Below are 12,070 nucleotides of genomic sequence, written 5' to 3'. Positions count from 1 at the left end.
TAATTTACACGGATACCGGGGCTATGGATTGGTCACCGTAGCGGAAACTGCCCTCCCTCGAGGGCTTCTAAGGAGCGGTGTCGGCTCTTGAGCGCATTGGCCGCGCAGGTCCTGCGGCGCTAGGTTGCTCCAGTTGACCTCGGTCAGGCCTTTGCTGGCTTGGAAGTTGTTCAGTTGGACCTGGTGTCTTGGCTCTGCGTACCCTTCCATGCCGAGGCTCCCACCTTGGCAAAACGTGTCCTTAGAAAGAAGCACAGCGTTGCCATGACAATAGCGCCCATGTCTGAAGAAGTGCATGCCGAAGAACTCCTGGCCCAGGTGGCTGCGCTGCCCGCGCTGCCGGGCGTGTACCGCTATTTCGACGCCCAGGGCGCGCTGCTGTATGTAGGCAAGGCGCGTCACCTCAAGCGGCGCGTGTCGAGCTACTTCACCAAGAACCATGGCGGCACGCGCATCGGCCACATGGTCAGCAAGATCGTGCGCATGGAGACCACGGTGGTGCGCTCCGAGGCCGAGGCGCTGCTGCTGGAAAACAACCTCATCAAGACGCTGAACCCCAAGTTCAACATCCTGTTCAGGGACGACAAGAGCTATCCCTATCTCAAGATCACAGGCACGCCCACGGCCAGCGGCAATGCGCCCGCTCAAGTGTTTCCGCGCATGGCTTATTACCGGGGTGCGGTCGATAAGAAGCACCGCTATTTCGGTCCGTACCCCAGCGCCTGGGCGGTCAAGGAAACCATCCAACTGCTGCAAAAGGTGTTTCGCCTGCGTACCTGCGAAGACACGGTGTTTGCCAACCGCACGCGGCCCTGCCTGCTATTCCAGATCAAGCGCTGCACCGGGCCTTGTGTGGACTTGATCTCGCCCGAGGCCTATGCCGCCGACGTGCAGCATGCCGAGGCACTGCTGCGCGGCGAAACGCAGGAGGTGCTTAAGGCCATGGAGGTGCGGATGATGGCGCATTCCGACAAGCTTGAATTTGAGCAGGCCGCCGATGTGCGCAACCAGATCCAGGCGCTGTCGCGGGTGCTGCACCAGCAGTCCATCGAGATTGCGGACGACAAGGATGTGGACATCTTGGCCGTACGCGTGCAAGGCGGCCGCGCCTGCGTGAACCTGGCCATGGTGCGCGGGGGGCGGCATCTGGGAGACCGGCCGTATTTCCCGGTGCATGTGGAAGACGCTGCCGCCGTGTTCGAGGAAGAGGGCGGTGATGGCACCGATGAGAATACTCCGGCCGCGCCCATTCGCCGTGTCGAGGTGCTGGTGCTGGAAGCGTTCATCGCCCAGCATTACATCGGCGTGCCGGTGCCGCCGGTGCTGGTCACCAGCGAACCCGTGGACAAGGCGTTGCTGGAGGCACTGGGCGACCAAAGTGGTGTGCGCGTGACCGCCATCCACCAGCCGCGCGAACAGCGCCGCGCCTGGCTGGACATGGCGCAAAAGAACGCCGATCTGCAGTTGGCCCGCCTGCTGGCCGAAGAGGGCTCGCAACAGGCGCGCACGCGTGCCCTGGCCGAGGCGCTGGATCTGCCGCCCGAAGATCTGGACCAACTCACCATCGAGTGTTTTGACATCTCGCACACGGCGGGTGAGTCCACCCAGGCATCGTGCGTAGTGTTCCATCACCACAAGATGCAGAGCAGCGAATACCGCCGCTACAAGATCGAAGGCATTACGGGCGGCGACGACTATGCCGCCATGCGCCAGGTACTGACGCGCCGCTACAGCAAGGTGGCCGAGGCCGCGCGCGAAGCTGGGGGCATCGACTTTGCGGCCAACCCCGCGCCCGGGGGTGAAGAGCCCACCAAGCCCAAAGGTGTGGCACGCCTGCCCGATCTGGTGCTCATCGACGGTGGCAAGGGCCAGGTGGGCGTGGCGCGCGAGGTGTTCACCGCGCTGGGGCTCGATCTGACTCGCATCGTGGGCGTGGAAAAGGGCGAGGGCCGCAAGGTGGGCCTGGAAGAGCTGGTGTTTGCAGATGGCCGCGAGAAGGTCTACCTGGGCAAGGACTCGGCGGCGCTGATGCTGGTGGCGCAGATCCGCGACGAGGCCCACAGGTTTGCCATCACCGGCATGCGCGCTGCACGGGCCAAGGTGCGGGTGGGTGGTGGTCAGCTCGAAGAAATTGCGGGGGTGGGCCCCAAGAAGCGTGCACGGCTGCTGCAGCGTTTTGGCGGGGTGCGCGGTGTGGCTGCGGCCAGTGTGGAGGACCTGGTCACCGTGGACGGCATCTCGCGTGAGCTGGCCGAAGAGATCTATCGCGCCTTGCGTTGAGTCCCCGGCCGGACTGCTCGTCCTGCCGTGACACAATCGACCCATGTTCTGGACTATCCCCACCTTGATGACCTGGACGCGCATCGTCGCGATACCTTTGATCGTGGGGGTGTTCTACGCGCCGCTGGACCCGGCCACGCGCAACCTCATTGCCACCGTGATGTTTGTGGTGTTCGCAGCCACCGACTGGCTGGACGGCTACCTGGCCCGCAAACTGAACCAGACCTCGTCGTTTGGCGCCTTTCTGGACCCGGTGGCCGACAAGTTTCTGGTGTGTGCATCGCTGCTGGTGCTGGTGCATCTGCAGCGTGCCGATGTGTTCGTTGCGCTCATCATCATCGGCCGCGAGATCGCCATATCAGCCCTGCGCGAATGGATGGCGCAGATCGGCGCGAGCAAGAGCGTTGCTGTGCACATGATCGGCAAGGTCAAGACTACGGTGCAGATGGTGGCCATCCCCTTCCTTCTTTATGACGGGCGCCTGTTCGGCGTCATCGATACCGGCGTGTGGGGCACCTGGCTCATCTGGGCCTCGGCTGTGCTCACGGTCTGGTCGATGGTGTACTACCTGCAAAAGGCATTGCCAGAAATCCGGGCGCGTGTGAAGTAGCAGGAGTGGGGCGCGCGCATCCCGTCGGGGGTTTTGTGGATGAATGCGGGGGACTGTGGCCTGCGCTGCATTGTCGGAACTGGGGTGTCAATACGGAGTGCTGCCCATACGGCGTGTTTGAGACAAAAACGCCCCACAAGCCCTGTCGCAGCGTGAAATACGACTAGAATTCATCCCAACGCTGCGCCAAACCAGCGTGTTGTATTGACACCCGGAAACTCGATGGCTTTAATCTGATGCAGCAGCCACTGCTGTGTATGCCAGTCATTCCCCCGTCTGTTTTCAACCAGCCTCCGGCTGCGCTTTCGGACGTGTGAAGACCAGATATCCGCGAGACATTCCATCAACTCTTTTCCGAGAGGCTTCTTGTGAACAAAACCGAACTGATTGAGCACATCGCTACCAACGCCGACATCTCCAAGGCCGCCGCTGCTCGTGCCCTGGAATCCACGATCGAGGCCGTCAAGAAGACCCTGAAGAAGGGCGGCACCGTTTCGCTCGTCGGTTTCGGTACCTTTGCGGTCGGCAAACGCGCTGCTCGCACGGGCCGCAATCCCCGTACCGGCGCTACGATTAAAATCAAAGCTGCTAAAGTTCCAAAGTTCCGTCCTGGCAAGGCATTGAAAGATGCCTTGAACTGAGGATCAGTTTAGGTGGGGTCCTTAGCTCAGTTGGTAGAGCGGCTCCTTTACACGGAGTAGGTCGGCGGTTCGAGACCGTCAGGACCCACCACCACCGAACAAAGGCGAACGCAAGTTCGCCTTTTGTTTTTTGCCTTCTGAAAGATCGACCATGTTTGAATCCATCCGCAAGCACTCCAAGATCGTGATGATCTTATTGTTCTTGCTGATCATTCCATCGTTTGTGCTGGTAGGCATTGACAGCAACTACTTCTCTGAAAAGAGCCCAGTGGTGGCGCGCGTCGATGGCGACAAGATCAACCAGACTGACTGGGACAATGCCCATCGCATGGAGACCGACCGCATGCGTGCGCAGTCTCCCTCGGTCGATCCCAAGCTTCTTGACTCTCCCCAGGCCCGCTACGCCACGCTCGAGCGCCTGGTGCGCGACCGCGTGCTGGCAGCAGCCGCCAAGGAAATGCACCTGGTGACGAGTGATTCGCGGCTGGCACGCAGCCTGCAGGAGATTCCCGCCATTGCAGGGCTCAAGCGCGCTGACGGTACGCTGGACGCAGAAGCCTATCGGGCCCTGGTGGGTACGCAAGGTTTGACGCCGGAAGGCTTCGAGGCCAATGTCCGCCGCGATCTGTCGATCAACCAGGTCATTGGTGGTGTGATGGGTACCGCCTTCAGTACCAATGCCCAGGTCAAGCTCGCGCTGGACCCGCTCTATGAGCAGCGAGAAATCCAGGTGGTGCGCTTCAAGTCTGCAGATTTCTCTGCCAAGGTTGCGCCCACGGATGCAGATCTGGAGTCCTACTACAAGGCAAATCCCGCAAAGTTCCTTCAGATGGAGCAGGCTTCGGTGGAGTATGTGGTTCTGGACCTCGACAGCGTGCGTTCCGGTATCACCCTCAATGAGGACGACTTGCGCACCTACTACAAGGAAAACGTTGCGCGCATGGCTGGCAAGGAAGAGCGTCGCGCCAGCCACATCCTGATCAATGCCTCCAAGGACGCATCGTCTGCCGACCGTGAGAAGGCCAAGGCACGTGCGACGGAACTGCTGGCCCAGGTGCGCAAGGCGCCAGCCACGTTTGCGGATGTGGCCAAGAAGGCCTCGGACGACAAAGGATCGGCCACCGCAGGTGGCGATCTGAATTTCTTCGGACGGGGCGCCATGGTCAAGCCGTTTGAAGACGCGGCCTTTGCCCTCAAGAAGGGTGAAATCAGCGATCTGGTGGAAACCGACTTCGGTTACCACATCATCCAGCTGACCGACATCAAGGCACCCCGCCAGCCTTCCTTTGAAGAACTGCGCCCCACCATGGAAGCCGAACTCAAGCAGCAGCAGGCGCAGCGCAAGTTTGCCGAGGTGGCGGAGTCATTCACGAACAGCGTGTATGAACAGGCAGACAGCCTCAAGCCGGTGGCAGACAAGCTCAAGCTCAAGGTGCAGACCGCGTCCGGCCTCACCCGCACGCCAGCTCCTGGCGCGGTGGGGCCACTGGCCAACCCCAAGTTCCTGGAAGCACTTTTCTCTTCGGATTCGGTGCAGAACAAACGCAATACCGAGGCCGTGGAAATAGGCCCCAGCCAACTGGCTGCTGGCCGTGTGGTGCAGTACACCCCCGCCAAAACCCTGCCGCTGGAAGAAGTGCGAGCCCGCGTGCGCGAACTGTATGTGGGGCAGAAAGCCTCTGAATTGGCGCGCAAGGATGGCGAAGCCAAGCTGGCTGCGTGGAAAGCGGCCCCGGCAACCGCCAGCGGCCTCGGTGCCCCCATCCAGATTTCGCGTGAGCAGGTCCAGAACCTGCCCCGTCCTCTGATTGATGCAGCGTTGCACGCGCCGACAGCCGACGCTCTCCCAGCCTGGGTTGGTGTGGACCTGGGGAGCGAGGGTTATGCCGTGGTCAAGGTGAACCGTGTGGTGCCTCGGCCGTCTCCAGAGGGCCAGCGCGCGCAACAGGAGCGGCAGCAATATATGCAGTGGTGGGCTTCGGCGGAAGGCCAAGCGTACTATGAGATGCTCAAGAAGCGTTTCAAGGCAGAGATCAAAGCGCCGCGGCCCTCGGCCACTTTGCAGGCCACTGCAGAAAATTAAGCAAATTGGTCTTGGGGCTCAAATCCCAGGCTATAATACAAAGCTACGGTGGCTGTAGCTCAGTTGGTAGAGTCCAGGATTGTGATTCCTGTTGTCGTGGGTTCGAGCCCCATCAGCCACCCCAAATCAGAAAAAGCGCCGCAACAAATGTTGCGGCGCTTTTTTGTTTTGGGCCTCCAGCATGTGAGGGGTAGTCCGGAGCCATTGCTTCTGCCCATTCTTCGAACAGTCTTTCTTGGCGGGATTTGGGTAGTGCCGGGATGGAGCGCGTCGTATGCAGCGCATACTGCGTCTTTAGCTTTTTCTGGAGTCTTCCATGAGCCTTGTGATCCGCGACGCGTCGCCCAGCGAAAAACGTGGCAACGCCATGTCAGCAGCCCTTGCCAAGGAGCAGCTGGAGTACGCGGTCCAGATCGTTCGGGAGGTTTTGCCTCAGAGTGCGGGCGATGGCGCGCTCATTGGCGCAGTGGTCCAGGCCATTGCCATGAACTACGCTGCAGTCCCGCAGCCAAACCGATAGTGCTCCGAATGTTTTGATGGAAGGGAGTGTCCCTTCAGGCATCAGTGCATGAAATGTCCGTGCCGAAGTAGAACTGAGCCACCGCGCCGCTTGAATCGTGAGCAAGGGGTGGAAGCCGACGCTGTGATGGTCGGCTGTGGACCGCATTCCACGCTGTGGCTGTGCGGTCTCCTGATCCATTGAACGCTGATGATCCTGACGCTGGAATCGACAAGATAGAACCCGGGAACTACCTGGCCCAAGTATTTGACGGCCGTGAGGAGCTGGGTGAGTTTGGAGCCCCGGGAGGACATAGGCAAATTCACCAGCTTGGCGCCTTGCATCGCCCTTCGGGAGCTGGAGGGGCCGACCTCTTCACCACCCCAAAACCGACGTTACATGGGCCGTGCCCGCAACTTTCGCTTAGGCTGGATCAAAGACATCCTCTACACTTCAAATGATACGTATTCTTATGAAGGGGTGGAGATGAATTTGCGAGACGTTGGCGTGGGCTTGATTTTCTTCCTGGGAGCGAACCTAGCTCAGGCTGTTTACACGATCAACATCAATCAGGTGGGTCCTGATGTCGTGATGAGTGGCTCAGGCTCGATAAACACCAGTTCTTTCTCCTCCATAGGCCTCATTGGACCGTGTCTTCTTGGCGATGGATTCATCGGTGCAAATGCCCTCTGCATTGGCTCAGACACAAACGGAGATTGGTACCCTGGGGCGCTGTCGCCTGGCATTTCGCTGCCTTCTATAGTACCGACCGCTGGGTCAAGCTCTTCGGGGCCCAACGTGTTTCTCTTGGGAACTGAGCTGTACCTACCGGAAAACTATGTTTCTGCGTCTCCGATCGTCAATCAAACGATTTTTGCAGGCACGACGTTGGCAGCGATTGGCCTTAACGTGGGGATTCAAACGTTGTTCGTGCCATCTGGCGACGAGATCATCATCAATGTGGGGCTAGCGCCACCCGCCGCTCCAGCTAGCATTCCCACGCTCGGTGAGTACGCCTTACTTGGACTGTCGTCATTGCTAGCTATTCTGGGCATGGTAGCTATGCGGCGTCAGCGGGGCTAAGGGACGTCCGCAATCGGAAGAAATCTGGTCCTGGGCGACAGGCCCACAGGATCTGCACCTTCATCCTCAATTTCGCCAACGTAGTCCGGCCCTGATTGGGGGAGCTGGGGCTGCGGGGGGATAGTCGGCGTCTCGGTACTGGGCGGCAGGTCGCCCGGGGGAAGGGGATAGGTCTCGGGGACCTTGTGGGCTGGGTGTTCGTTCGGGTCGGTGGCCATGGCGAGCTCCTTGTGGAAAGAGTCCATTGGGACACTCGCCTGTGTCGGCCGTCGCAGGAGGTCATCCATATAGAACGACCGTCCAGAGCTGGCTTCAGGCGTGAGCTAGTTGGTCAAAGTCCGCCAGCGGCATCTCGGTGCCATCGTGGGCCACAAGAACGCCAGCAGTGGCATCCGATACCTCTATCGGGCTGCCATTGAATTTGCCTTGCTCTGGCTTCACGCCATTCATTGGCACGCAGCCATAGAGGCGGCACAGAAGCAGATCGTCGGCCTGGGCCCTGGTCAGGACCAGCTTCTGCGGTTGCGCTGTACCGTGTGCGCGCCAGTGTGCGCGGAATGCGTTTGTCGCGCGGCGGTGGGTTTCTGCCATGCCTGGGCGGCAGGGTGGGAGGTCTACGATGTTCTGGGCGGCCATGCCTGCGATTTTGTCAGGATGGCGTCGCATGAATCGAAAATTCCTCCCCGATTCTTCCCTGGCGCAATGCAGAAAAGGTGTTTTTCAGAGGGGATGGGGTGGCCTGCCCGGAGGGACTCGAACCCCCGACCTATAGCTTAGAAGGCTATTGCTCTATCCAGTTGAGCTACGGGCAGTAGACAAGCTTTTGGCAGAGAAGCGCCTACTTGCTTGTATTGCAAAACATTTCGCAACTGCGCTGTAGCGCAGACCGCGAATCATACCCTGCGTACGGAGCTGGCCCGAAGACGGCGGCTCCGATGTTGTTAGTAGCAAAAGCCCGGTGGATGCGGGTATAACGAGGTCACCTACCCGCTAACGCATTCCCCCACCCCGCCCGCACCATGCCGCACAGCGTCACGCTCATACACACCATCGCTGCCGCGCTTGGGCTGGCCCTGGCGTTGGGTTTTGTGGCTACGCGGTTGCGGTTGCCAGCGTTGATCGGGTATCTGCTGGCGGGCGTGGTCATCGGGCCGTACACACCTGGTTTTGTGGCAGATGCGGCAATGGCCAGCCAGTTGGCTGAAATCGGCGTGATGTTGTTGATGTTTGGCGTCGGCCTGCATTTCTCGTGGGGTGATCTGCTGGCCGTGCGCAAGATTGCGGTGCCCGGGGCGGTGGTGCAGATGATGGTGGCCACGGCGCTGGGCATGGCTTTGGCCACCTGGTGGGGCTGGGGCTTGGGTGGGGCTTTGGTGTTTGGCTTGGCGCTCTCGGTGGCTAGCACGGTGGTGCTGTTGCGTGCGCTGGAGACCCTGGGCATTCTGGACAGTCACACCGGGCGGATTGCCGTGGGCTGGCTGGTGGTGGAAGACCTGGCCATGGTGTTGGTGCTGGTGTTGCTGCCGCCGCTGGCAGGCTGGCTGGGTGGCGGCAAAGGGGGGGAAGGTTCCGCCGCCCAGGGCGTGGATGGCGCGGCGCTGTGGCAGACCTTGGGATGGACGTTGCTGCAAGTTGGAGGGTTTGTTGCGCTGATGCTGCTGGTGGGGCGCCGTCTGTTCCCTTGGGTGCTCTGGCAGGTGGCGCGCACGGGGTCGCGGGAGCTGTTCACGCTCTGCGTAGTAGCCGCTGCGGTGGGCATTGCGTTTGGGTCTGCCGCGCTGTTTGGGGTGTCGTTTGCGCTGGGGGCTTTTTTTGCCGGCATGGTGATGCGCGAGTCGGAATTCAGCCACCGGGCTGCGCAAGAGTCCTTGCCGCTGCGCGACGCTTTTGCCGTGCTGTTTTTTGTCTCGGTGGGTATGTTGTTCGACCCCGCCGTGTTGTGGAGCCGGCCATTGCAGGTGCTGGCGGTGGTGGCAATCATCATGTTGGGCAAGACGCTGGCGGCTGCCGCGCTGGTGCTGGCATTTCGCTACCCGCTCAATACGGCGCTCACCGTTTCGGCGAGCCTGGCCCAGATCGGGGAGTTCTCTTTCATTCTGGTGGCGCTGGGTTCGTCACTGGGGCTGCTGCCGCCCGAAGGGGCCAGCCTGGTGCTGGCGGGGGCGTTGATCTCGATGGCGCTCAATCCGATGCTTTTTCACGCCATTGCCCCGCTGCAGGCCTGGCTGCGTGCCCGTTCGGCATTGGCGCGGCGACTGGAGCAGCGCGACGACCCCCTGGCCGAACTGCCCATGAGCACCGACGCCCGCTATCTCGCGCGGCAGGTGGTGCTGGTGGGATACGGCAGGGTGGGGCGCCGCGTTGCCAACGTGCTGATGGTCAACGACATCCCGTTCGTGGTTGCCGAGCAGAACCGCGAACTGGTGGAGTCATTGCGGGAGTCCGGCATTGCAGCAGTGTTTGGTGATGCGGTGGACCCTGCCGTGCTCATACAGGCGCACATCGCCCGCGCCGCCATGCTGGTCATTGCTACGCCGGACACCCTGAATGTGCGGCAGATCATCACCACCGCGCGCACACTGAACCCCCATATCGAAACCGTGGTGCGCAGCCACAGCGGCGATGAAGCGCGGCGGCTTGCGCAGGAATGCGACAGCACGGTGTTCCTGGCCGACGAGGCGCTGGCCCAGGCCATGGCCCGCCATGTGCTGGAGCGTACCGAAGCACGCCTTGCGCGGCATACCCGCCCTGCATCGCTGCACGGTGGGGCCTGAATTCAATGCATTTTTGGCTGCTAGCGCTTTATGGATAAGCGTTAGTAGCTATTATTTTTATAGTATTTTCTCTGTCGGGGCACTGGTTGCAGACTCCTTTGGGCTGCTTCAGCGTCCTACCCGCTGCGCCTTGGCCCGCATTTCTGCCGCCTCGACCCACAAGACCTTGCATTGTTCGTCGGTGGTGGGTTTCAGGCAGGCGCGTTCAAGGCTAGTTGATGTCTTCGAACACCAGGGCAGGGGGTGACATGATGCGCGCGGTATTTCCCAGCTCTTCAATCAGGTGGTTGGCAAAGTAGCTGTTTTGCGTGTCGGGCTCCAGGGCGGCCACGGCGAGGTTGGCGCGGGGCTGGTTCAGTGGCACATAGAAGCTGCCCGCAGGCACGTCAATGGCACTGCGCACTGGCGATACCTGCACGCGAACAATGCCCTTGCCGCCAGCGATGGTGCCGATCACGTCCTGCCGGTCGCCGGACTCACGCGCTGTTTCGCGGTAGATATCGGCCAGTGCCGATCCAGATTCGGCCACGCGCATCACCTGCAGGCCGAGCATTTTCAAGCGCTCAACGGCGGCGGTGGAGCCGGCCGACAGCCAGTAGCCGCAGGGGCGGGCGCGGGTTTTGGTGGGGCGCAAGGTGAGGGATGAGTTCCAGTCCACCCGGATGGCGCGGTCTGCACCCGTTTCGGGGTCCAGGAAGTCCAGCTCGCGCTGGGTGGGAGTGGCCGCTGCTTCTACCACCACTTGGTCGCGGCAGGCCTGGGCGCTCACGTCGCGAGCAACGAAGGATCGGACCTGCTCCAGGTTGGCCGCCCGCTCTGCGGTGCTGCGCAGCGCACTGGTGATGGCTGTGACCTGCGAATGCACGCGGCGCTGGATGTGCATGCGCCCGATGCCCACGCCCCGTGTTTCGATCAGCAGGCTGACGGTGTTCTTCAGGCCGTTCACATTGCGGCCGGTGTCGGGTTGGGTGCCCCCCATGGAGATGCGTTTGTCGTCCGGGTTCGTCGAGGTGGTGTAGTACCAGTCGCTGGTCAGGCCCTGGGCCTTGAGGGCCGCCACCATGGGCTGGTGGTACCACTCCTGCGAGGCCTTGGTCAGAAACTCGGGGTAGTTCGCGGTGGTGGTGTACTGCAGCAGGGCGTCATAACGCTGGATGGCGTTGAATTTCTGCAGGTAGCGGCCCACCACCGTGTATTCATGGGCATCCACCACCAGGATGGGGCGGTAGTCGTTCACCACCTTGGCCAGAGCGCGGGCCTCGGGGGTGTTCAGCAGCAGGTGGTCGCGGTTCATGTCCACGCCATTGGCCGTGACGCGGGTGCCAACGGCGGCGCCATCGGGGTTGGCGCGCGGCACTATCACCACGTTGATGCGGTCCAGCAGGGGTTCCAGCAGGCCATGGGCCAGTTCGCGGCTTATCACGAGCAGCGCTTCGCTGCCTGCGGGTTCGTCGCCGTGCTGCTGGCCGACGAGCACTACGGTGGGCCGCCCGCTGGTGTCCAGGTTGGCGGGTTCCGTGCCCGCAGCGCGGGTCACCAGCAGACCCAGGATGGGTTCACCGCGCTGCGACATGCCCAGGTTGAGCAGCTTGGTGCGCGTGGGCCCACGGGGAGCCGGATCGGCCAGGGAATGCAGCCACTGGCCCAGCTCGGCATTGGTGGTGAAAGCTCTGCGGTCCGGTCCCAGGCCGGGTGTGCTGTAGGCCATGGGTGGATCAGGGAACCGGGCAGCCACGGCCGCACCGTAGGGGGGCGCCATCGGGCCTTCGTTTTGCACCACCAGCGGCGCGGGTGGTGGCAGCGGGCTGGCGATCGCCCCTTGGCGCGGGGCCTGCGCCTGTGGGGCCTGGCCCAAGGGCGCTGGCACCACCGTACCTGGCTGAACGCGGGGCAAGGGGGCCGGCGCGCTGGTTCGCGTGGCTGGCGCTGATGGCCAGGGTGGCAGCGGGGTGCTGGAGCACGCCGTCAGCAGCACGGCTGCCAGCAACGCCGAGACCTTCCAGGGCATGCGCTGTGGGCGAGCCGGTGGCGGCAGGGCCGATGACGCTTCTGGTGGGGTGCGGTGAGGGTTGGAGTACATGTTCATGGTGGTATCTGCCT

9 protein-coding genes and 3 tRNA genes are annotated in these 12,070 nt (G+C 61.9%); 9 read left to right on the top strand and 3 right to left on the bottom strand.

All coding sequences use genetic code 11. From position 1 onward, the window contains the following. The first annotated feature begins 279 nt into the window (after window positions 1-279). The 8 genes from uvrC (at window position 280) to ACODS0_RS12405 (ending at window position 7,196) form a co-directional block, all read left to right on the top strand. Window positions 280-2,280: an excinuclease ABC subunit UvrC gene (uvrC, locus tag ACODS0_RS12440; protein ID WP_488835264.1), complete on the top strand. Its 2,001-nt coding sequence runs from the start codon at window positions 280-282 to the stop codon at window positions 2,278-2,280. Window positions 2,281-2,323: 43 nt separating this feature from the next. Continuing rightward, complete coding sequence (gene pgsA, locus ACODS0_RS12435) at window positions 2,324-2,890, top strand: CDP-diacylglycerol--glycerol-3-phosphate 3-phosphatidyltransferase (RefSeq protein WP_055400785.1); 567 nt, start codon at window positions 2,324-2,326, stop codon at window positions 2,888-2,890. A gap of 368 nt (window positions 2,891-3,258) precedes the next feature. Next, window positions 3,259-3,531, top strand: coding sequence for an HU family DNA-binding protein (locus ACODS0_RS12430; protein WP_008906675.1), 273 nt, complete (start codon window positions 3,259-3,261; stop codon window positions 3,529-3,531). 15 nt (window positions 3,532-3,546) lie between these two features. Then, window positions 3,547-3,622, top strand: a tRNA-Val gene (locus tag ACODS0_RS12425). A gap of 60 nt (window positions 3,623-3,682) precedes the next feature. After that, complete coding sequence (locus ACODS0_RS12420) at window positions 3,683-5,614, top strand: SurA N-terminal domain-containing protein (RefSeq protein ID WP_488835262.1); 1,932 nt, start codon at window positions 3,683-3,685, stop codon at window positions 5,612-5,614. Between the two features lie 48 nt (window positions 5,615-5,662). Then, window positions 5,663-5,738 (top strand) — tRNA-His (locus ACODS0_RS12415). 192 nt (window positions 5,739-5,930) lie between these two features. Beyond that, window positions 5,931-6,134, top strand: coding sequence for a hypothetical protein (locus ACODS0_RS12410; protein WP_055400780.1), 204 nt, complete (start codon window positions 5,931-5,933; stop codon window positions 6,132-6,134). A 378-nt stretch (window positions 6,135-6,512) separates the two neighbouring features. Further along, a complete protein-coding gene (locus tag ACODS0_RS12405) occupies window positions 6,513-7,196 on the top strand; it encodes an IPTL-CTERM sorting domain-containing protein (protein WP_488835259.1) in 684 nt (227 codons plus the stop codon). Between the two features lie 312 nt (window positions 7,197-7,508). Here ACODS0_RS12405 and ACODS0_RS12400 read toward each other — a convergent pair whose 3' ends face one another. Then, entirely contained in the window at window positions 7,509-7,787 is a 279-nt protein-coding gene (locus tag ACODS0_RS12400; RefSeq protein ID WP_488835257.1) for a hypothetical protein, read from the bottom strand. A 144-nt stretch (window positions 7,788-7,931) separates the two neighbouring features. Continuing rightward, a tRNA-Arg gene (locus ACODS0_RS12395) sits at window positions 7,932-8,008 on the bottom strand. A 207-nt stretch (window positions 8,009-8,215) separates the two neighbouring features. Here ACODS0_RS12395 and ACODS0_RS12390 point away from each other — a divergent pair. Continuing rightward, window positions 8,216-9,970 carry a cation:proton antiporter domain-containing protein gene (locus tag ACODS0_RS12390; protein WP_055400772.1) on the top strand — a complete coding sequence of 585 codons (1,755 nt, stop codon included), beginning with the start codon at window positions 8,216-8,218 and terminating at the stop codon, window positions 9,968-9,970. A gap of 211 nt (window positions 9,971-10,181) precedes the next feature. Here ACODS0_RS12390 and ACODS0_RS12385 read toward each other — a convergent pair whose 3' ends face one another. Next, window positions 10,182-12,056 (bottom strand): M14 family metallopeptidase, encoded by a 1,875-nt coding sequence (locus ACODS0_RS12385; protein ID WP_488835255.1) that lies wholly within the window; start codon window positions 12,054-12,056, stop codon window positions 10,182-10,184. Window positions 12,057-12,070 lie beyond the last annotated feature (14 nt).

Source organism: Acidovorax sp. FG60 (assembly GCF_057808995.1).
Note: the sequence above shows the minus strand (reverse complement) of the source record. Positions and strands in the feature narration are given on the sequence as shown.

Bases quoted from the DNA above. Each gene is read 5' to 3' on its own strand.
- uvrC (WP_488835264.1), top strand. From the start codon at position 280: ATGTCTGAAGAAGTGCATGCCGAAGAACTCCTGGCCCAGGTGGCTGCG.
- pgsA (WP_055400785.1), top strand. From the start codon at position 2,324: ATGTTCTGGACTATCCCCACCTTGATGACCTGGACGCGCATCGTCGCG.
- ACODS0_RS12420 (WP_488835262.1), top strand. From the start codon at position 3,683: ATGTTTGAATCCATCCGCAAGCACTCCAAGATCGTGATGATCTTATTG.
- ACODS0_RS12410 (WP_055400780.1), top strand. From the start codon at position 5,931: ATGAGCCTTGTGATCCGCGACGCGTCGCCCAGCGAAAAACGTGGCAAC.
- ACODS0_RS12405 (WP_488835259.1), top strand. From the start codon at position 6,513: ATGGGCCGTGCCCGCAACTTTCGCTTAGGCTGGATCAAAGACATCCTC.
- ACODS0_RS12400 (WP_488835257.1), bottom strand. From the start codon at position 7,787: ATGGCAGAAACCCACCGCCGCGCGACAAACGCATTCCGCGCACACTGG.
- ACODS0_RS12390 (WP_055400772.1), top strand. From the start codon at position 8,216: ATGCCGCACAGCGTCACGCTCATACACACCATCGCTGCCGCGCTTGGG.
- ACODS0_RS12385 (WP_488835255.1), bottom strand. From the start codon at position 12,056: ATGAACATGTACTCCAACCCTCACCGCACCCCACCAGAAGCGTCATCG.